At 47.2% G+C, this 21,388-nt stretch carries 15 protein-coding genes; 8 read left to right on the top strand and 7 right to left on the bottom strand.

All coding sequences use genetic code 11. The features are described from left to right. Window positions 1–138 precede the first annotated feature (138 nt). Complete coding sequence (locus QUA77_RS08320) at window positions 139–2,601, bottom strand: ATP-dependent helicase (RefSeq protein WP_333449815.1); 2,463 nt, start codon at window positions 2,599–2,601, stop codon at window positions 139–141. 456 nt (window positions 2,602–3,057) lie between these two features. Between QUA77_RS08320 and QUA77_RS08315 the strand changes: the two genes are divergently transcribed. Next, entirely contained in the window at window positions 3,058–4,065 is a 1,008-nt protein-coding gene (locus QUA77_RS08315; RefSeq protein ID WP_333449814.1) for a DUF4349 domain-containing protein, read from the top strand. Between the two features lie 102 nt (window positions 4,066–4,167). Here QUA77_RS08315 and QUA77_RS08310 read toward each other — a convergent pair whose 3' ends face one another. Continuing rightward, window positions 4,168–5,262 carry a RuBisCO accumulation factor 1 gene (locus QUA77_RS08310; RefSeq protein WP_333449813.1) on the bottom strand — a complete coding sequence of 365 codons (1,095 nt, stop codon included), beginning with the start codon at window positions 5,260–5,262 and terminating at the stop codon, window positions 4,168–4,170. A gap of 156 nt (window positions 5,263–5,418) precedes the next feature. Here QUA77_RS08310 and QUA77_RS08305 point away from each other — a divergent pair, with 156 nt between their 5' ends. From QUA77_RS08305 to epsE, 7 genes are all read left to right on the top strand, one after another. Beyond that, the gene (locus QUA77_RS08305; protein WP_333040938.1) at window positions 5,419–6,363 is read left to right on the top strand and encodes a response regulator; all 945 of its coding nucleotides are present in this window, start codon (window positions 5,419–5,421) and stop codon (window positions 6,361–6,363) included. A 219-nt stretch (window positions 6,364–6,582) separates the two neighbouring features. Continuing rightward, a complete protein-coding gene (ubiE, locus tag QUA77_RS08300) occupies window positions 6,583–7,290 on the top strand; it encodes a bifunctional demethylmenaquinone methyltransferase/2-methoxy-6-polyprenyl-1,4-benzoquinol methylase UbiE (protein ID WP_333217430.1) in 708 nt (235 codons plus the stop codon). A gap of 85 nt (window positions 7,291–7,375) precedes the next feature. After that, window positions 7,376–8,608 (top strand): DUF445 family protein, encoded by a 1,233-nt coding sequence (locus tag QUA77_RS08295; RefSeq protein ID WP_333186408.1) that lies wholly within the window; start codon window positions 7,376–7,378, stop codon window positions 8,606–8,608. A gap of 169 nt (window positions 8,609–8,777) precedes the next feature. Then, window positions 8,778–9,086, top strand: coding sequence for a DUF3493 domain-containing protein (locus tag QUA77_RS08290; RefSeq protein WP_242723760.1), 309 nt, complete (start codon window positions 8,778–8,780; stop codon window positions 9,084–9,086). 692 nt (window positions 9,087–9,778) lie between these two features. After that, window positions 9,779–10,354, top strand: coding sequence for an alpha/beta hydrolase (locus QUA77_RS08285; protein WP_333040943.1), 576 nt, complete (start codon window positions 9,779–9,781; stop codon window positions 10,352–10,354). 624 nt (window positions 10,355–10,978) lie between these two features. Beyond that, window positions 10,979–12,196, top strand: coding sequence for a DegT/DnrJ/EryC1/StrS family aminotransferase (locus tag QUA77_RS08280; RefSeq protein ID WP_333040944.1), 1,218 nt, complete (start codon window positions 10,979–10,981; stop codon window positions 12,194–12,196). Between the two features lie 388 nt (window positions 12,197–12,584). Next, window positions 12,585–13,853, top strand: a complete 1,269-nt coding sequence (epsE, locus tag QUA77_RS08275; protein WP_333449812.1) for an exopolysaccharide biosynthesis GT4 family glycosyltransferase EpsE — start codon at window positions 12,585–12,587, stop codon at window positions 13,851–13,853. Window positions 13,854–14,268: 415 nt separating this feature from the next. On the opposite strand, the gene QUA77_RS08270 is transcribed toward epsE, so the two are convergent. From QUA77_RS08270 to nusA, 5 genes are all read right to left on the bottom strand, one after another. After that, complete coding sequence (locus QUA77_RS08270) at window positions 14,269–14,493, bottom strand: hypothetical protein (protein ID WP_333060937.1); 225 nt, start codon at window positions 14,491–14,493, stop codon at window positions 14,269–14,271. Between the two features lie 235 nt (window positions 14,494–14,728). Further along, window positions 14,729–15,475 (bottom strand): low-complexity tail membrane protein, encoded by a 747-nt coding sequence (locus tag QUA77_RS08265; RefSeq protein WP_333449811.1) that lies wholly within the window; start codon window positions 15,473–15,475, stop codon window positions 14,729–14,731. Window positions 15,476–15,880: 405 nt separating this feature from the next. Beyond that, window positions 15,881–19,075, bottom strand: coding sequence for a translation initiation factor IF-2 (gene infB / locus QUA77_RS08260; protein ID WP_333040949.1), 3,195 nt, complete (start codon window positions 19,073–19,075; stop codon window positions 15,881–15,883). A gap of 382 nt (window positions 19,076–19,457) precedes the next feature. Continuing rightward, the gene (locus QUA77_RS08255; protein ID WP_333449810.1) at window positions 19,458–19,772 is read right to left on the bottom strand and encodes a YlxR family protein; all 315 of its coding nucleotides are present in this window, start codon (window positions 19,770–19,772) and stop codon (window positions 19,458–19,460) included. 83 nt (window positions 19,773–19,855) lie between these two features. Then, complete coding sequence (nusA, locus tag QUA77_RS08250) at window positions 19,856–21,145, bottom strand: transcription termination factor NusA (RefSeq protein WP_333449809.1); 1,290 nt, start codon at window positions 21,143–21,145, stop codon at window positions 19,856–19,858. Window positions 21,146–21,388 lie beyond the last annotated feature (243 nt).

Raw genomic sequence — 21,388 nt, 5'->3', positions numbered from 1 at the left:
AGTAGGAATTACAGATAGAGGCAGGCCATATTTATTGTTGAGTAATTGGAGCAACAGATGGGGGGACTTCAGCTTAACTTGTCACCCATGAGTAGAGCAGGGAACGAGCTACTTATTACTGATTACTTCTTACTTCTTTTATATCGCCTTACTCGGAAATCTCTGCTTCAAAACAGGCATTATCGGACAAGGTTTTTGCTCCTGTAAATTCTCTGGTTTGTTCCAAGTAAAAGGCCCTTTTTTCTCCGCAGCCATCCACAGCAAGCTTTTTGCTCGCGTCATCGCCACATACAGCAGTCGAAACTCTTCGGCTGTTTTCAAATAACCTGCTTGTTCCCAGGCTTCGCCTAGATTTGGTAAAGGATATTTTTCGTGCAAACTTGCTCGAATTTGTGCTCTCGCTACCTCTGCTAAAGTGAAATCTCCTAAAAATCGGGCTTGCGGCAAAACTCGCAAATTTCCGGGGATAGTTTGTTCGTGCAGAAACGGCAAAAATACGCAATCCCAATCCAATCCTTTAGCTTTGTGCATGGTAATAATTGTTAGTTGACCTTTGCTGGTATAACGTTCTTCTATTTTGTCATCTGCATCCACAGGTTCAAATCTTTCGGAACTGACAATTTCGCTCAGTACGGCCAAAATATTACGCATTGAATTGTTGCCGGCTGTTTGGATTGCTACCCGTTCTGCTAATTTGTCGGCGGTGGCTAATTCTGTTTGGTCGTATTGCAGCGCTAAGGCTAAGAAGGAAATGATTTGGTAGGGTGGAAGTTCTAAGCTGGCTTGCAGCAAACCGCAGCAAAAATAGCGGCATTTGCGAACGGGATCTGACTGCTGGGGGTCTAGCGGGCCTGGGTAAAGAAATTGCTCGGGGCTAGTCGCAAAAGCATTGTAGTCTTGTTTGGGGATCAGTTGCCGATCGCTCAAAATCTTTAAGGCTGCTTTCAGGTAGTCTGGAGAGTGCGGGCGATCGAGGAATTGCAGCAGTGTTAAAATTTCCCAAGGTACTTGAGAATGTCTGTCCCGCTCTCCCACATCCTCAATTTTAATCCCGTATTTCCGCAAATCAAAGCTTAATCCGTGTTTTCGAGGATTTTCCAGCACTTCTTTGATAAACTTACCTTGTTTGTTTTCCCGCACCAAAATAGCCATCGATTTCAGATTTTCTAACGGCAATTTGGCACTATTTTCCCCCTCGCTCGCTTCCGCGCCTGAATCGATAGCTTTTTCATTCCTTGCGAATTCAAAATCGGGGGGTAAAAATTCCTCAACTAACTCAATTACCCGCTTGCCAATTAACTCAATTGTATGGTAAATATCGCGGGGAGTATGCAATTCTAAGCCGCGACCAATTGGGGCCGGATTGGCATTCTGCTGCGGGTCATGGCTGGGTACTGGCTTAATAGTTTGGTCGCGAAAAGGCTGTTCGGTTCCCGCTAATTTCGAGCTATTTACCCATTGCAACATAAAGTTAGCCGCATCGATAATCACCTGGGTGCTGCGACCTGCCCCGTCCATTGTCGCTAACTTATTTTCCACTTCGCACCGATCGCAAAATTGGTTAAAATAAATCGGGTCTGCGGGAGTGAAAGTAGAATTAATCGCTTGATTTGGGTCGCCAACTCTGATAAAATTGGGAGGTAAAGTAGGATGATCGGGATCGATCGCCAATGTTTCCAAAAGCCGAGTCTGCAAAGGTGTAGAATCCTGCGCTTCGTCCTCGAAAACAGCAAATACTTGCTTTTGCTCGATCGCCCTCGCCCTCGGATTGTCCAACACCCGCAAAGCGGCTAAAATCATTTCGTCGTAATCGATGAATTCCCGACTCCTCAACAAAGCCTGATATTTTTGATATAAACCCCCAGCTACTGCTAAAATCTCATAACCATCCCCTGTATCAAGAGCATTCATTTCTAACAACTGTTCGGGAAATAAACCCGAAGATTTCGCCTCGTGAATCACAGTTTTAGCTACCTGCGGCAAAATTTCTGTCCGCAAAACCGATTGTCGCCGCAGCCTCTCCGTTTCCTCTCCGTCGAATTGCTGTCCTTCCAACAAAACTTGATATCGGCGGGGATTTTCGGCAATCCAAAGTTCTACACAGGTACGAATTAATCGGTGACTTTGAGTAGGAGTAACTAAGGTTGAATTTTCTAAATTTAAACCAGACAAATCCGGATGGCGCATCGCAATATTCAAAGCTAAACCGTGCAAAGTGTGCACCGCAAAACCGCCTTGAGATAAAGACAATTCTGCCAATCTTTCCCGAATTTTAGCTTTAATATTAGCAGCAGCCGATCGCGTAAATGTCACGACAATTAACTGGCGGCGGCTGTGAAGCTGGTTGCGGGCGATCGCAATTGCCGACGCAGCAGCCATTCCCGTAGACTTCCCGGCCCCCGGAACAGCCGAAACAGCAAGGGGGCCACCTTGCCAATCCGCCATGTCCTGCTGCCCCGCACGCAAGCTTTCGCGAATTTTAAGGCAAGCTTGTTCTCGCAAAACGGCGGCAAACCCTGATTCTGAGAGCGCTGAGGCTACATCCGGGCGATCGATCTGGGTTGTCGATCGCATAAAATCAGTATCAAATTCATCTGTCATTCGATTTTAGATTTTAGATTTTAGATTTTAGATTAGAAAAATATTTGTCGCGTTCAGCCTTTTCAAACGGTATCAGAAACCGAGTTGCTTTAGTTGCGATCGCGTATGGCCAGAACCCAAACCGTCAATCGATTTTAGATCTTAGATTTTAGATTAAAGAATTGAATAAAGCGACCCCGCTGAGAAATCCGGGCGCTGGTCATTGGGAGCGAGGAGCTTTTTTATCCCTCCACGGATGAATCCGGGGACTTGTGACCCAATTGTTTTCGGTCATCACACCGATATTTATTGGCTTTCATCTGCGTTCATCTGCGTTTATCTGCGGTTAAAAATCCCAAAGTATTCAACCTCTACCGTTTCCATTTCGGTATCGGCTAAACTAACACTATCTATTGAAGCTTAAATTGAAACCAGCATAAAATTCAATACCCAAGACTTTTTAGAGGAGTCACCCAAATGAAAACTCACCTCAAAATCAATTCCCCCCCGCCCAAGCCAAACCCAAACCCAGCCAAGAACAGCACAACTCGTTTTGCTGTGGCGATATTCTTAACTGTATCTTCAACAATTGCTTTGCCTAGCTGCGGAGGAGCTCAAACGTCCAGCAGCGCTCCAGGCGGCGCAGGTTCATCCAGCGGCCCTGAAAACCAAGTTGCGGCATCGGCTCCACAATCGGCACCAGCACCCGAACCAGCAGCCCCAAGGTCACAAACTGCTGCTGTACCAAAAAAAGCAGCAGAAACTCCCGCAACCCGTCCCCAACTGATTAAAAAAGCCGAACTCAGTGTAGTTGTCAAATCTATTGACGCCACCACTAAATCTGTTACCAATATTGTCGAAAAACAGCAAGGCGATATCTTGGGTTTCCAAAACCAAAAGCCTCCGGATTCCAGTGTCCGCCAAACGGCGTCTGTCGAGATTCGCGTGCCTCAAGAACGGTTAGAAACTACTTTAGAGGCTTTGGCAAAACTCGGAACTGTAGAGAACCGTTCTCTGACGGCTGAGGATGTTACCGCTCAATTAGTTGACAGCGAGGCTAGACTGCGGAACCTCCGCAAATCGGAAGAAATGGTGTTAAAAATTATGGAGCGATCGGGATCTGTCGGCGATGTGCTCAAAGCTGCTCAGGAGTTGAGCAATATTCGGGAGTCGATCGAACGCATTGACGCTCAGTTAAAAAGTTTGCGAAATCAAGTAGCCTATTCGACTATTAGCTTAACTCTAGAAGCAGCAGTATCGGCTCAACAAACTCAGGAACCCTCTCTAGGTTTGCGGGTACAGGAAACTTGGGGGAAAGCGACTCATTCGGTTGGTGAATTGACGCTCGGTTTGTTTGCTTTGGGTATTTGGCTGTTGGCTTACAGTCCTTATTTTCTGTTAATTGCGGCGGCGGTTTACGGCTTTAATCGATTTAAGAAACAGCATTCTGATCCGACAACTCCAGAACCGAAACCGCCTCAGTAGTCATTAGTCAGTTGACTGTTGACTGTTGGCTGTTGGCTGATAACAACTAACAACTGACAACTGACAACAACTAACAACTAACCACTAACAACTGACAACTGACTAATCATCAATTTGCCATCCATCTTTGGTATAGTCTTCATCCACAATCTTTTTGGGACGCATCACCAGAACAACTCGCCCCAAAATAGGAATATCCGGGGATTGTTCAAACCAGTACAATTCTAAATTGCCAGCGTTATCGGCAAGGAAATAACTCTCAGCATCCCACTGTCTTTGAGCTCGATCGGCAATAATCAAAACTTCTTCAACTTTGCCTTGCAGCGGTACCGGCAATTTATCACTCATTCCCAAAACCGCCACCGGATCTTCAGCGTTCAAAATTACCTGCCATCCGGGAATCGCCACCCAAGCTCCGGCTCCGGAAAATTTTACCATTCGGAACGGCTCGATTTCCTCCGGCAAAGGCACTGCCACCAAATCTGTAGTAGAAAGCGGCAATTTGCCCACAACCGGGACAACGCGCGGCAATTGTTCCTCGGTATCGAGCCGGTAGACGGGCAATCGGGGCGCTTCCCGTCTCGGAACTACGGTAAAATCAACCAGCAATTGCTCGATTTGCGCCCTAGCGGTTTGGCTGCTAGCTAATTTTAAACCGCGAGCAATTAAGCGCGATCGCTCTTGCAAATCGCTTTTCTGTCTCGCCAATTGCCAGCATTGGTAAGCCATAGCATCGCCGGGAGTGTCTGTGAACCCTTGGGGGAGACTCCCGAAGTGCGAAAACTCCTTGATGGCTTTAGCAACTTGGCGAGCATCGTCAACATCCAAATTGTGGGTTAGCATCAAAGCAGCCGCCCCGGCCCGCTCTACTTGAGAGAGAATCCGAAACTCGTATAAGATATCACTACCTTTGCCCAAAAAGTGCGATCGAACTTCGTCTGAAGCCCCAGCATTTACCATGCTGGTGTAGACTTGGGCTGCGACGCTCACTTGATTTTGCTGAATTGGCTCAAAACCTGTTTCTTCAAAAATCCTTTGAGAGTTGTAGCCAGCTTTTAGCAGTGCAGTGCAGGCTTGTCCCCACTCTACCCAAGTGCCTTCTTTTCGGCGGAGCGATCGAATTAACTTTTCGGCATCCACAGCAGTTGTGGAGGATGCAGATGCAGGAGGGGATGAATCTTGCGGTGTATCAGTCATAATTGAATCAAAAACTAGCGCTAAGTTATGTGTGGTTGGATACCGGCAAGGCTCGTGTCGCGGCAGAGCGATAGATTAATAGTAAGTGAGTTATGAGACTATTGTTACAGAATAGTTGCTCGCCTAAATTTACAAAGGGGAGTTTATCGTATTGTTATGGATAATGCCATTTCAGAGCTAGATCAAATTAAACGCCAGCTCATGACCCTACACAGACCGAAAAAGCCCAAAATGCTGGTAGTAGACGACGAACCAGACAATCTGGATTTACTCTACCGCACTTTCCGACGAGATTTTAACGTGCTCAAAGCTGAGAGTGGAATTCGCGCCTTGGAAGTCCTCGGCATCGAAGGCGAGGTCGCCGTCATCATTTCCGACCAGCGGATGCCCGAAATGAAGGGAACGGAGTTTTTGAGCAAAACCGTGCCCCAGTTTCCGAATACGGTCAGAATTATCTTGACTGGTTTTACGGACATTGAAGACTTGGTGGATGCGATTAACTCAGGACAGGTTTACAAGTATATCACCAAGCCTTGGGACCCGAACGAACTGAAAATGGTGGTGCAAAAGGCTGCCGAGACTTATGAAATTCTCAAGCAGCGGACTGAGGAATTGGATCGCGCCCAAAATCAAATACAACTGTTAGCAACAATCATGCAAACGGCTGTGGATTATCCGAGTTTGGAAGCAAGTTTAGACCCAATTGCTACTGCTATAAGTGATAATTTTTTGGCGGACTATTGCATTTTACAACTGGTGGACGGAAATGTTTTAATGCCACTCCAAGGCTGTCACACCACTGGTTCACCTGTGGAAAATTGGCTGGCAGATGATCCTCTGGTTCGAGAAGCAATTACCTCTCAAACTATTCAGGGTGCTGTGAATATTGGACTCGACACAAACCTAGCGAGTCTGCCGCACTATCAGAAATCCGGCATTCAAGCTCACCTGACCATCCCGGTGATTCACAAAGGTCGATCGATCGCCCTGATTTCCATGCAGTGGAAGCAGCCTTGTTCCCTGCGCCCAGACGAACTCACAACAGTTCACCTCGCCGCTCAAGAAGTTGCTTTGGTATTGACGAGTTTTCAGGGTCATTAGTCATCAGTCATGAGTCATCAGTCATTAGTCCTTAGTCCTTAGTCGCCTCTAAGTCTTGAGTTTAAAATGATAGCAAACCAATGAGTTTCGACAAAAGCTCAGCGCTCGCTAACAAATAAAAAAGCATTAATGACTGGCGACAGCATGACATGAATGCACGGATTAATTATTTTTTCCGGCTGACTTTACAAATTATCAATCACCAATGACAAATGACCGATGACTAATAACGCCGAACAAATTAAAACTATATTTAATCGAATTGCACCAGTTTACAACCAATTGAACGACTGGTTGAGCTTTGGGCAACACCGGATTTGGAAGCAAATGGCGGTGAAATGGAGCAGTGCGGGCCCCGGAAATACTTGTTTAGATTTGTGCTGCGGTAGCGGGGATCTCGCTTTGTTGCTGGCTAAACAAGCAGGGCCGACCGGTTGCGTATTTGGAGTAGATTTTTCCGCCGAACAATTGGCCGTGGCTGCCCGGCGCGATCGACCTTTTCTCACCCCTATAAGTCCCATTTCCTGGGTAGAAGCTGACGCCCTAGACTTGCCTTTTGCTGACAATTACTTCGACTGCGCCACAATGGGTTACGGCCTGCGTAACGTGACAGACATCCCCCGCAGTCTTCAGGAATTGCACCGCGTGCTCAAACCCGGTGCCAAAGCAGCTATTCTCGACCTCCACCGCCCCAGCAATTCCCTAATGCGGAGTTTTCAGCAGTTTTATCTGGACAGTCTCGTAGTGCCCATTGCTCAGCAATTTGGCATGACTCAAGAATATGCTTACATTAATCCTAGTTTAGAAAAATTCCCGATCGGCCAGGAGCAAGTCGCGATCGCCAACAAAGCCGGATTTGCCGCCGCCACCCACTACCCCATTGCTGGAGCTATGATGGGAGTATTGGTACTGGGCAAAGCAATTTAAAATTAAAAATGCTTGCAGTCTAGATCGGCTATCTAACTATAGGGTGCACCGATCCCTGTGCACCTTACTCTATTTTTAATCATTTATGAATCCGTCTGAAATTTGGCTGTTGTTGGCCCCACCTGTAGTGGGAGGAATTATTGGCTATTTCACTAACGATATAGCTATCAAAATGCTGTTCCGCCCCTATCGAGCTATTTACATCAAAGGGCGGCAGTTGCCTTTCACTCCCGGTTTGATCCCCCGCAACCAAGAGCGTTTAGCAAAGCGAATTTCCGACACAATTATGGGTTCCCTGCTGACGCCGGAGGAACTGCAAAACTTGGCGCGCCGCCTCCTGCAAACCGAGCGGATGCAGTCGATAATTCTCTGGCTGTTGCAGTTGGCGCTGGATCAGGTAAAAGCAGACGCCGAGCAAAAAACCGCTAAAATTCTCGCAAACATTCTGCGAGATTTGCTGGGGGAATCTATGCCGCGAATTCTCAAAGTTTTGGCGCGCCGGGAAGATTTTTTAGAAGTTCAGCTAAATCAAATTTTTGACCAAGTTTTGCTGGAGATTCAGCTAACTGAAGCTCAGGCTGCTCAGCTTGCTGAGTGGTTGTTGCAGGTAGTAATACCCCCGGAAGTGCTGCGGCAGGCTTTAATTGACTTTTTGACGGATCGCAATATTTCGATCATCGATGAAGGCTTTCGAGAAAAAACCAGCGGCACTTATTGGGTAGTAGCAAATTTGTTTGGTTTGCGGAATACTTTAACTCGGCTGCGGACTTTTTGTCTTGATGACAGAGAAGCGACAAATCAGCGCTTAGCAGAGTTAACTATTTCTTTGGGAATTCGCGGGCGAATTCAGGAATGGCTGCAAAATTTGTCGATGCAAAATTTACCGGTTTCGACTGTGAGACAGTTGCGAAAAACTATGCGCGACAGCGTTCGCAGCTACGTTCAACAGCGCGGTACAGACGTACTTGAGGGGTTGAGCAAATCTATTGATTGGGAAAATATTTCGCGGTTGCTTCTCAATCGATTGCAAACTTCAGCGGTGATGAGCGCTTCCCTCGGAATTGTCAGCCAAGAACTGGCTTTGGTTTTAGAGCGCTATTTAGAGCGGGATTTAGAAAATATTGTAGCTCAGGCTATCCCGATTTTGAATATTGACCAGGTGATTGTCGATCGAGTAAAAGGTACTTCTCCTGAAGAGTTGGAGTTAGCTATTCAGGGAATTGTCCAAAGCGAGTTGCAGGGAATTGTAAATTTAGGAGGGATTTTGGGTGTTTTTGTCGGCTGTTTGCAGACAGTTGTGGTTTGGATTCAACGGTGATTTATTTCGGCAGTTGTGAGATATTTGTTGTAGTCTAATATTCGCTCTCTCTGGCGCACCCAGTACCAAAAACCAGGTTTTTCGGCAGTAGTTGCCACCTAAGCCAGAAGGTTTTTGGTAGAAACCGGGTTTTTGTGGCCCAATCCTAATTTACCTATTTCCTAAATCTATGCCAGCCCCCAATTCGGACGATCGCACAAACATCCCCAAAAACCCGCGCAACCTCAGCCGCCAACAATACGAGCGTTTAACCGCAGAAATGGCCACTCCCTACCGGCCTCTGCGACAGTTTGTTTACATAGCTTGTGGCGCTTCGGGCTTTATCGGCGGCTTGGTTTTCCTCGCTAAAATTGCCTCTGGGCGGGAAATTGGTTCTGCTTTGCCTAATTTTGCCCTCCAAGTCGGAGTTGTGGCACTGATGGTGTTCCTGTTTCGCTGGGAGCAGCGCGCCGAGGGCCGATCCCCGAAGTCGAAGTAACAAAAGTTTACAAATGGAGACAAAAATCTATCTGAGGCAAGGAAAAGTTAGAAATATAAAGAAATTATTATGAAATCGTGGTTTGCCAGCGATCCCTGTAATTATAATAATGTGGCTTCAATTGGGGTCAGCAAATTTAAAGGCCCTAATCATAAACCGCTTGTAATTCGTTCAATTGGGGTCAGCTTTCATAAAGACCCTAAATATATTAAATAAATTTAAGCCCAGCGCCAGCCTTCACTGATAGAATAGCTGGCGTTCGGCATTTTGCTAGGATCGGGAGCTTGGGAGAGAGAATCATATCAATTTCGGTTGCACCGTCGGTGATGCTTGACTGTTGACTGTTGAGTATTGACTGTTGACTGTTGAATCGTGGTCGCAAAACTGAATGGTTGAGTGTTATCAGTAGGGTGTGTACCGCGTACAGAGAGGCCGCTACAAGTGCCCTGAACCGAGTTTTTTGCCTAGCATCCGATATAGGTAATACCAGTTCCCCAAAATCATCCAACTGTAGACTTGTGATCGAAACCACGATCGTCATCACTCATTCGCAATTCTAAAATCTAAAATCTAAAATGGTATAAGTGCGGGGGCGATCAAATAATTTGGTATTTCCCGAAGACCTTAGCCTGTGCAGTAAGTAATGAAATGTGTCAAAGTCGAAGTAGAAAAAGATGTTGGGAGATTTTACTATGGGTCGATCCTTTTTCAAAGGGCGGTGGACATTATTTTTAGCAGCAGGCGCGGGAATTGTCTTTTACAGCAATGCTGCGGCGGCTGCCGAAAAGGTAGTGCTCAAATACAGTGCGATCCGAATGACTTTACCTGTCAGCGAATTAGAAATTTTTGCAGAAACTGGGCAAATGTCCCCCGCGTTAGAAATGCTGCTGGGAAAGGCAAAAAAAGACCCGGAAGCGGTTCGCAACAGTCTGATGAGACCGGTGAAAGTCAGTCAAAGCTTTTTGGATCGCACGCTTAACAGTAAGGTTGGGGAAATAATTCTCGATGAAGTGGGTCAGGTAATTCGCACTCCTTCTGGGGATGCAAATCGAGAAGCTTTGCGCGAGGCTTTGGTGCTATCGGCCACTAATGATAACGAGATTACACTGCTGGAAGCTATGAAGAATTATCCTACTCCAGAAGTTTACGTTGAGGGCGATCGTTTAGTTGAAGCTTACGGCAAACTTGTAGCTTTGTCAGAACAATTGGGCGGCGTTTCAGAACGGCTGCAAGACATTTTGAACAAGATTCGTCTGCCTAGATTGTAGTAGTGGATTTTGTCAAGGACGGTTGATTGCTTCGAGCGATCGCAGAATATTGCTGAACCTGCATCAATTACAGGGAAGTTACCTTTTTTTTGTGCAAAATTTGCCTAATTTTGACACGAGTTAAAAACAAAATCTAACTCCAGGCAAGCTTCAAACCAGACGGAAATCAGTCATTCCTAATGCAAAAATCAAAAATCAAAAATCAAAAATCAAAAATTAGATAACTTCCCTGTAAAATCTATATGGGGATAGATTTTCGACAGTTGACAAAAAAATTATCCCGAAGTAGTCTTGTTTTTTTTGAATAAAGTATTTAAAACACAAAATGCACGCAAGAGCTTGTGTATCGCCCATAAAATGAAATCCGATCGGGTGGACATGGGAGATTATCTATATTAATATAGAGAAACGCTGTCAGAATCAGGCGCTTGCGGAAAAACGGCTGGTCATTAGTAAGCTCGTGCTATAACAAATGCCATTGCGCAAGGCATCCCCAAAACTCTTGACTAAAAAAAGGTGAGAGAGTGGATTAATTAACAGCACCTCCAATCCCAATAAAATCTTACTTTTTAGGGGTCTACACTTTCACTCGCTCGACTCTATTTACTGGGTAACACTAGAAAAATGAACAACAATCCTATTCGTTCAAAAGACCGTTTTTTGGTTTTCGGCGCTCCGGCGATCGAAGATGCTGAAATTCAAGAAGTGGTGTCAACCATGAAAACAGGTTGGTTAGGTACAGGCCCTAAAGTCATGAGTTTTGAAAATGACTTCAAAGCTTACAAGGGTTCCCAGTACGCGATTTCAGTCAATTCCTGTACGGCGGCACTGCACTTGAGCATCCTCGCTGCTTCGTTAGAACCGGGGGATGAAGTCATTACTACTCCGATGACTTTTTGCGCTACAGTTAATGCGATCATCCACGCCGGGGCAACACCGGTACTGGCGGATGTAGATCCGGTGACAATGAATATTGACCCGGCTCAAGTAGAAGCTAAAATAACTCCAAAAACAAAAGCAATTTTGCCGGTTCATTTTGCAGGCCGTCCCTGTGACATGGATGCGCTTTGCGAGATTGCTCGCCGTCACAACTTGAAGTTAATTGAAGACTGCGCTCACGCGATCGAAACAGAGTACAAGGGGCGGAAAGCAGGCACATTTGGCGACTTCGGATGCTTCAGCTTTTATGTTACCAAAAACATTACGACGGGCGAAGGAGGAATGATTCTGGCCGGCCGTCAAGAAGACGCCGACAGGCTCAAAATATTAGCGCTGCACGGTATGAGCAAAGATGCTTGGAAGCGCTTCGGAGACTCGGGTTACAAGCACTACCAAGTGGTGGAGGTCGGTTTTAAATACAATATGATGGATTTGCAAGCTGCGATCGGCATTCATCAAATGAAACGAGTTGCTCCTTATTGGCAGCGGCGGGAGCAGATTTGGCAGCGCTACAACGAAGCATTTGCGGATCTGCCGATTACTTTGCCCGCCAGCCCCGAACCGGATACAATTCATGCTTATCACCTCTACACCATTCTGGTAGATGAAGCCAAAGCAGGAATCAGCCGCGACGAGTTTCTCAACGCTATAAATGCTGAAAATATCGGTGTCGGCGTACATTACATGAGTATGCCGGAACATCCTATCTATCAACAAATGTTTGGATGGCAGCCGGAAGACTATCCGAATGCTAGCTACATCGGACTGCATACAATTAGCTTGCCGATTTCGGCCAAACTAACAGATGCAGATGTGGAAGATGTAATTGCTGCTGTTAAAAAATGTTTGGCGATCGGCAAAGATCGGACTCAATTAGAATTGACAGCCGGCCAAGCCACCTAGACTATTAGCTAGACAACAATGTGAAACCTCTCCGGCTAGTCACCATCTATTGAAGAACTGCTCACATTCAGTAACCTAAAATTCTACACCCTTTCAATGTAGTGGGGTTGGAGTCTTTTTTTCCTACATCTAGACTTTTGGGTATCCCCAAAACTATATTTGTAGCTATTAAAAATTCTGAGACATGAACTCTTTGGGGTGCCGAATGTGAGTCCAAATCCTGTGAACCTAGATTTTGTAAAGCTAGTTATTGAAATCACCGACTACCTCTCCCAAAAAAATGGCAGGGCGTGGGTTCAGCCAGCTAAAAATCATCTTTGCTCAGGAACAAATAACCGATGGTTTAGCATATTTCAATTTGTCAAGTTGCTAAGGAAAATAATCAATAATGAATAAACAGATTGGCTACTTTATCCCTGAATTTCCCGGACAAACTCATACTTGGATATGGCGAGAATATCAAGCAATGCTCGATCTTGGTATGGAACCTCACATGATATCAACCCGCCGTCCGCCCACTCAAGTTGTACATACTTGGGCTGAAAAAGCGCAAAGTATGACTGATTATTTGATACCATTTGAGATCAAAGATTTTGTGAATGTTCCCATAGAGCTCATCAAAGCTGGCCCGATTGCCTGGTGGCGCTGTCTCAGTGTAATTGCTAATATTAAAAATATATCCTTTTCTCAAAGACTTTACTATTTGGTATTGGTTGTTATGGGGGCTAAGCTAGCTTGGCTTGCCCGAACCCAGGGCTGGTCTCACGTCCACGTTCATTCCTGTAGCAATGCTGCTAATATTGCCCTATTTGCCTCCATACTTTCGGACATAACTTATAGTCTGGCTCTTCTCGGTCAGTTAGAAGATTTCGGGCCCAATCAAGAACAAAAATGGAAATATTCTGCTTTTGCTTCTGTAATGTCTGAACAACTCCTCAACTCGGTTAAAAATGACCTGGCAGGCTTCTTGCCAAAGGATGTGAGGGTGTCACCAGTCGGTGTAAATCTCGATGAAATTAAGCGTGAAACTCCCTATACTCCTTGGCAGGAAGGCAGTCAATGCCTAATTTACACTTGTGGCCGTCTCAATATAGCCAAAGGACAAAAGTACCTGATTGAGTCAATTAAGTTGCTTCGACAACAAGGGTTTGATGTCCGCTTGCAGATTGCTGGGGAAGATGCAAACTCGGGTAATGGCTACCGTAAAGAACTCGAGAAATTCATTCAAGAGCAATCAATGTCTGATTATGTTGAGCTGCTTGGTTCTGTCTCAGAAGAACGAAATCGCCAAGGTTATCAAGAGGCTGATATTTTTGTTTTACCCAGCTTGAAAGAGGGAATTTCTGTAGCTGTTATGGAAGCAATGGCTATGCAAACTCCTGTAGTAGTGACGCAGGTGGGTGGAATGGCGGAACTGATAGATAACGGTGTTGACGGTATGCTAGTCCCGCCGGAAAATCCCGAAAAAATGGCAGAGGCCATAGCAAAATTGCTAAAGGACAAAGAATTAACATTGAGCCTGATTCAAAAATCACGACAGAAGATTGCTGCTAAATTCCACCATCGGCGTAGTGCTCAGATATTACTTCAATCCTTGGAGGAACTCACTTCACGGGGTGAAAAGCAGGTTGAAAGCATTGCTGCGTCAAGGTTTTGAGTAAATGGTCAAGCGAAAATATCTGTGCGGGCATGAGTCAATAAAAGAGAGTGGCGATCGTAGAGAATCAGGTTCAAGCCTATCTCGGACGATCTTATGAGTCAATAAGCCTGTCTAGAATCCGCTATCTTTGTTGAGGTTCAGGGGATTCAATGCTTTTACTATCAAGGTAAGATAGGCGTTGTCGCCCCCTTAAGGAACTCAGCTCATTTTTTTAAGATGGAACACGGTGATTTTTTTGAGTAGGTATCGATAACGTCCTAGCTCCTGAATAGAAGGAGCTAGGATATCTATGATTCATTCTAAAACGCCCTTTGTTCTGAAAAATCGTGAAATTAACGCCGTGTTTCAAGTTGGTTTTAAACATGGGGCGATGGGAAGGTACTATCGGTTACAGCATTTGGCTTGGCTGCTCTCAATAAGCCAAAGTTTCTAAAGTTTCCCGCAGATAGGAACGAACCTGCTGATCGATGGTGGCATTTTGCTGCTGACGATCAAAATTGAGTTCTAGCTGCCAGCGTTGAAATCCTGAACTTGCGCCGATCGCTGATTTGAGACTGCCCCAGATTTCAGAATCTTCGCACAGCTCAATCGGCTCGGCGGCTTGAGGTTCTTGCGCGAGCGGTAGATAATTCGCCATATTGTTATACCTCTGTTTTAATCCCCTGTAAGGATTGAAAGCTGACCTTGACACTCTCTATTATAGATTCTTCTCTCCAGATAGCCAATATAAAATATCCACAACCTGCGATTAAAAATTAAATATTAAGACTATTAATAATCTCTATCCGAAGAGGGGCCTTACCTATTTTTTTCACAGCATACATCTGTACAAATTAAAGTAGCTTAAACTACAATTGTCCCCCTCTTAATTTTTAATTTAACTTTTTTTCGCTCGACTGTTCGGGTAGAGATTTAAGGCCGTTGCTGTCAGCAGGTTGTGGGTTGACAAGACTGCCGACTGACGAATTCCCTATGGCGGATGCTGGCCCAATTGACTCTACGGGTGCAGCCACAGTGGCAGTTGTCTCGGCTGCCAAAGCCGGCAAAAGTCGATCGACTTGCCAAGGCGCGATCGTAAAATCCTGCCGAATTTTTTCTAAAACATGAGGCTTTGTCGCGGCAAATTCTGATTCCGGCGTCAGCAAAACCGCCATGACACTAGCAGACACCTGGAAAAACAAATTGCTAGATAAAAAAGCAGAAGCTGCCAACAACAATCCAGCCCACCGCCAGGAAGGAGGAAAGGGAGCCACCGAAGCCGCCAGGGGGGCCCATCGGTAAAGCTGCCACAAAATTACTGCCAGCAAAACAGCGACAAAAAGAGCGAGTCCTTGATTTAACTTAGTTTTAAACCGAGTCAGAATCCGCTGCTGCACAGAAGTTAAATTCTGCGGTTTTACCGCCACCACTAAAATACTAAAAATGTAAAAAGGGCGGAACCACTGCATCCACAGCACAGGAACAATACCTGCTACAGCCACTAAAAATATTTCTAACCAGACAGGGAGCAGGGGAGAACCCACTGCGAGTCCCAGCAAGCACAGTCCCAGGAAAATCGGCAGTGTAGCCGCCCCAGAAAGGTGAATCCACAAAAAAGGATCTGACCAAAAAGAACGCACTTTCAATAATTATGAGTTATGAGTTTTTAATTTTGAGTTTTGATAGTGTAGGACGCACTCTTAACCAATAAACCCGGTGTGAAGACTACATATCTAGCGGTAACACCAAGCATTTTGGGAGGAAACTCGATTGCTGTGCGTAAGTTTTATTGGAGTTTTAAATTTTGAATTTTTAGCAACAGCCAAGACGATGAGGACGTTGTTAATTGCGGACATCTTTGCTTTTATTACTTCTTCCTTCTCTCCTCGATAACTAAAACCTTCTTCCTTCTGCTATAAGTTAAAAACAAAAGTTGCGAGTGATGAGTTTGGGAGTATTGAGTGAAGAGAAGAGTTGCGAGCGATCGGCAATTTGGTTGCGATCGCTCAAAAATTCTCTTCCCCCTCAACACTCATAACTCAAAACTATTGAGAGAGAGTCCGGCGTTTAGTAACCATCCGGTAGGCTTCGATAATATCGCCATCCGCCCAGTCGCTAAAGCCGCTCAAGGAAATGCCGCATTCAAAGCCAGCATTGACTTCCTTGGCATCTTCCTTCATCCGTTTTAGGGAGTCGAGGACACCTTCGTAAACGACATTGTTACCCCGGCGTACCCGCACCTTACAGTTACGGATGACTTTGCCAGAGAGTACCATACATCCAGCCACAGCCCCGCGACCTATCGCGAAGACAGCGCGCACTTCGACTTGACCCAAAGGTTCTTCGACCAGTTCGGGTTCCAGCAGACCTTCCATCGCCCCTTGAATGTCATCCAAGAGGTTGTAGATGATGCTGTATTCCCGCACGTCTACCCCCGCTTGGTCAGCCGCGAGGCGAGCGTCAGTGGCGAGAGTAGTATTGAACCCGATAATTACAGCATTACTGGCTGCTGCGAGGTCAATATCCGTTTCTGTAATTTCCCCAGGAGCAGATAGCAGCAGTCGGAGTTGAACTTCTTTTTGAGGAAGTTGAGTCAGAGCGCCGACAATTGCTTCGAGGGAGCCTTGGACATCTGCCTTCAAGATCAAGTTGAGTTCCTTGAGAACGCCTTCCTTAGCTTGTTGAGAGAAGCCGCTGAGGCTGATCCGGCCGCCTTGCAGCAGGCGTGAATCTCGTCGGGAGGTAGCTCTTCCAGAGGCGATCGCCGCAGCTTCTTTTTCGTTTGCGAAGACATCAAACTCGTCTCCGGCGCGAGGAACTTCCCGCAGCCCTAGCACTTCCACCGCGAAGGATGGAGTTGCTTGCTCTACGCGTTCGCCCCGGTCATCGATCATTGCCCGCACCTTGCCCAAAGCCGAGCCTGCGACCACAATATCGCCCACTCGCAGAGTGCCGTTCTGCACCAGCAGAGTTGCCACAGGCCCCCTTGCCTTGTCGAGGTGAGCTTCAATCACAGTACCCTTAGCCGGTCGGTGCGGGTTGGCGTTGAGGTCTTCCATTTCCGCCACTGTCAGAATCATTTCCAACAGCGTATCCAGGTTTTCGCCTCGGATCGCGCTAACTGGAACCATCGTGATATCGCCGCCCCAGTCATCTGCCACCAAGCCGTACTCAGTAAGCTCTTGCTTCACCCGTTCCGGCTGAGCACCCTCCTTGTCAACTTTATTGATAGCCACGACAATTGGCACTTTCGCCGCTTTCGCGTGGCTGATCGCTTCAATTGTCTGGGGTCGCACGCCGTCGTCCGCCGCCACCACCAAGATGGCGATGTCCGTAACCCGTGTTCCCCGAGCCCGCATCGCTGTAAAGGCTTCGTGACCGGGCGTATCCAAAAATACCACCTGCTGGCTCTTGCCTTCGTGTACCACATCCACGTGGTAAGCACCGATGTGCTGGGTAATGCCCCCAGCTTCTCCCTGAGCCACCTTGGTTTTGCGGATCGAGTCGAGCAAGGTAGTTTTGCCGTGATCCACGTGTCCCATAATCGTTACCACTGGGGGACGGCGTTCGAGGTATTCCAAATCCGCTTCGTCCAGCATCTCGATCACTTTGATAGCTGGGGCTACTTTTTCTGGGGTTTCCACCTCTACGCCCATTTCTTCGGCTACCATTCTCACCGCTGAAATGTCCAAGGTTTCGGTAATGTTGACCGCAATACCTTTAGAGAACAGCCGCTTAATAATTTCGGTTTCGGGAACTGCCAAAGTAATTGCTAGTTCCTGAACGGTCATCGGCCTGCTCAGCAGCAGCTTTTCTGGACGTTCTACCTTAGCTTCGGCTGTTTTGCCCCGGTTGCCGCGTCCCCCACTAGAACCAGAAGAAGAACTTTTATCGTGAGAAGGGCCCGGTCTTTTATTTTTTCCACTGCTTCCGGGTGCGCCCGGAGTTGGTGTTGACTTGGGTGCTGCTTGTGACTTCGCTTTAGCTGGGCGGGCTAGGGACAGGCTGACCGTGACCGGTGCTGGCATATCCAAGCCGTTTTCTAAGTCATCGTCATCCTCGTCTATGGGTTTGAGGCGAGAACGTTTTGCCTTAACAGCCTTAGCAGCTTTTGCAGCATCTGAGTTTTCGTCATCATCTTCTTCCCAAATGACCGATGTCTTTTTGGCAGGACGAGGGAGGGAGGGCCTTTCGAGGAGAGGAATCTCCAGCAACGGCGTATTATCTTCTTCATTGTCATCCGTGTCATCCCCTAGGGCTCCGGTGTCACCGCCGCGGCTACGCAGCCCGGTAGCTGACGTTGCGGGGGCAAGGCTCCGGCGCGGGCCACCGGGCTGGGGTCGAGCGGCCAGTGGAGTTTTTACTGGGCCACCAGCGCCTTCCCGGCGCGGTCTTTGCGCGTCGCGAGATTCGGTAGGAGCTCCCGGTGTCGGTCTGCTGGGCCGGCTCGGTTTAGCCGGCGCTTCCAGAGTTTCTGACTGTTCTGATTGCTCTTGCTCGGTTTTTGCAAGTTTGAGTACCGGCTTATTCCCCAGATTTTGTGGGGTACGGCTAGCCGACTCTGATGCCCCTCTGACTGGCGGCGACGTGAGTTTGGCCGACGGCGCAGGGGGGGCGATCGGCGGTTGCTTGGTGCGTTCGGGAGCCTTTTCCGACGGCGGTTGAGGTGCCGCAGGTGCCTGAGCCTGGGCGGTTGTTTCCGGGGCGATCGCACCTACATTTTCCGAGACTGTTTCCGAGACTGTTTCCGACACTATTTCTGACGGAGCCGCCGAGACTGCGACATTTGGCTTCGACAGTACAGGTCGATTGATATTCGGTTTAGCTGGAGGCTGGAGTTGTTGAGCTGCAGGCGACTTGGGAGGAGTTGCCACGGTTGCCGCCGGCTGATTTTTGTTCTCCTCGTTGCCTGCAGGCTGGGAGTTTGCACCAGCCGGTCGTACTTTTGGACTGCGTATTTCTAAAATTTGCTGCTTTTTTTGTTGGTCGTTAGGGTGAGGGCCAGATTCTCTAGATGGCGCTGCTGCTCTTTCGGGTGGAGCTGGCTTGCCGGGGGAAGAGTGGCTACTGGCTACGTATTTTTCCGCCGTTTTGCGAATGCGCTCTGCTTCGGATTCTGTAATTGTGCTGCTGTGGCTCTTGACTGAAATATTGAGCCGCTCGCATACTGCCAAGATGTCTTTATTATCCAAATTTAGTTCCCGTGATAATTCGTAAATTCTTACTTTGCCGTTGTTCATCCACTCTGCCCTCTTTTGTGCCAACCAGTTTTTACATTGTGATTTTTTGTTCTAATGACGACATCATTCGCTGTGATTGATTCAGTGTCAGGAATCGGGGTTTTGGTACTCGCTCAGCAATTTTATCTAAAAGATGCAACTCGCTGAAGTCTGCGGTTGAAGAATTCTCAAGTCTGTTTGGGAACTTGGAACTCCGAAGTCTGAGTTTTGGCAAAACCCACTCTCTCAAGCTTCAAAGTTTGCCTTTCCACCTTGAGGATACCTCTGCTAGTACCCTACCCTTATCTAATCTGACACAAATCTTTCCAGACTGGTGGGCAGATCGGATTGGGGTTTTATAGCTGGCGCTACCGGTAATTACTGGTAGGGCTGCCAAGAGGGTTTATACAGTCGATGCCGAACTATTGTCGGTTTTTCGTCCGGGTGAGCCAGAGTAAGATGTACAGTCAGATGTGGCTAAACGCTGCCAAAGTGTTTGGTACAGTTCGTCAGACACAGGCGCTTTGAGCGATCGCCCAAGTCGATTTTTTTTCTGAGCTGCTTTGAGGCATTCTGTTTCCCGACAAAGGTAAGCAGAACGGCCCATGCCACGATCTAATTGTACCTGATGAGAAGGATAGAGCCTGACTACTCGCCAAAAAGCTTCCTTAGGAGCTATTTTTCGACAACTTGCACAGCACCGGTAGTTCGGTTTCATTTCTTGTGAGGGAGAGAGAGGGGAGTAGGGGACAAGTCCTGCTTGTCTCCCGAAGAGAGAAAATCTTGTAAATGTCACAGTTTTTAGACTGTGGCTTCGGTTTCCTCCGTGGTGGCTGCCTCCTCTTCCTCAAATTCTGCGGTTTCCTCGTCGCTGTCGTAGTCGCCCGCTTCGTCTGCGTCGTAGTCGCCTGCTAGTTCTTCGAGCCTAGTTGCTTCTGCGGCCAATTTGCTGTCTTCGGCGGCGCGATCGTACTTAGCAATATCTTTGATATCGATTTTCCAACCTGTCAGGCGAGCTGCGAGGCGGACATTCTGACCTTCTTTGCCAATGGCAAGACTCAGTTGGTCTTCAGCGACCAAAATGTGAGCTCTCCTGCCTTCTGGAGCAACCAAACGCACTTCATCTACTCTAGCGGGACTCAGAGCGTTAGCAATATAAGTTGCTGGGTCTGGAGACCAGCGGATCACGTCGATTTTTTCGCCGCGCAATTCGTTGACTACTACCTGAATCCGCGATCCCCGCGCTCCGATGCAGGCTCCTACCGGATCTACGTCGCGATCGAGAGTATCAACTGCTATTTTAGTCCGGGGGCCGACGTGCCGGGAGGGCGGATTTGCCTCCCTAGCCACCGCGACAATCCTCACCACCCCGTCTTCTATTTCTGGTACTTCGTTAGCAAACAGGTATACCACCAAACCTGCGTCGGCTCTAGAAACAAGTAACTGCGGCCCTCTAGTAGAGCCTTCGCCTACCTTTTTGAGATAAACCTTGAATGTAGCGTTGGCCCGATAATTGTCGTTGGGCAACTGTTCGCGCTTAGGGAGTTCGGCATCTACTTCTGGCTGACCGAAACTGCTGGTAACTGCTAAAATTACCGACTGCCTCTCAAACCTGAGCACTCTTGCTTGAAGAACAGTTTCTTCTAAATCTTTAAACTCTTCTTGAATCATTTTGCGCTGTTGGTCGCGCAGTTTTTGAGCGAGAACTTGTTTGGTCTGGATGGCGGCCATGCGACCAAATTCTTTTTGATTTGGTGTTACGTCTACGAGTACGATGCTCCCAGGCTGAGCTTCCGTGGCTACTTCTTGCACTTCCGTAAGTGAGATTTCGTGATCGGGATTGATGACTTCTTCGACAATAGTTTTGTTGGCTAAAACGCGGAAACCTTCTTGTTCTGCGTCGAGTTCTACATCAAAGTTGTCGAAGTATTCTTCGCTGAAGTGATCGAGTTTTTGGGTACGGCGGTAGCGTTCGTATCCTTTGAGCAGGGCTTCTCGCAAGGCTGCTTGGACGGCGTGTTTGGGTAAATTGCGTTCTTTGCTAATACCTTCGACCATTTCTTTTAGTCCGGGCAGGGGAACCATTGACATATAAAACTCTCCTTTTTTGCTGTGGTAATAAGTAACTGGTAATCGGTAATTGGTACTTGGAAATTTTCAAGAAAAAGTGATGACAGAGGAGTGATGAGTTACTGGATAGGATTAGGGAAGCTAGGTGCAGTAACAATTTATTTGTTGTTCCTCTTCAACCCGCTGCTACAGATGTGATTGTTAAAAATTAACTCGCAGCCAAGCGTTTTCAGCTTGCTGCGAGGCAATCGCAAAACTCAAAAC

Source organism: Microcoleus sp. K5-D4, from assembly GCF_036704575.1.
In the GTDB taxonomy this organism is placed as follows: Bacteria; Cyanobacteriota; Cyanobacteriia; order Cyanobacteriales; family Microcoleaceae; genus Microcoleus.
The sequence above is the reverse complement of the archived record's forward strand: the minus strand, read 5'-3'. Positions and strand labels throughout refer to the sequence as shown.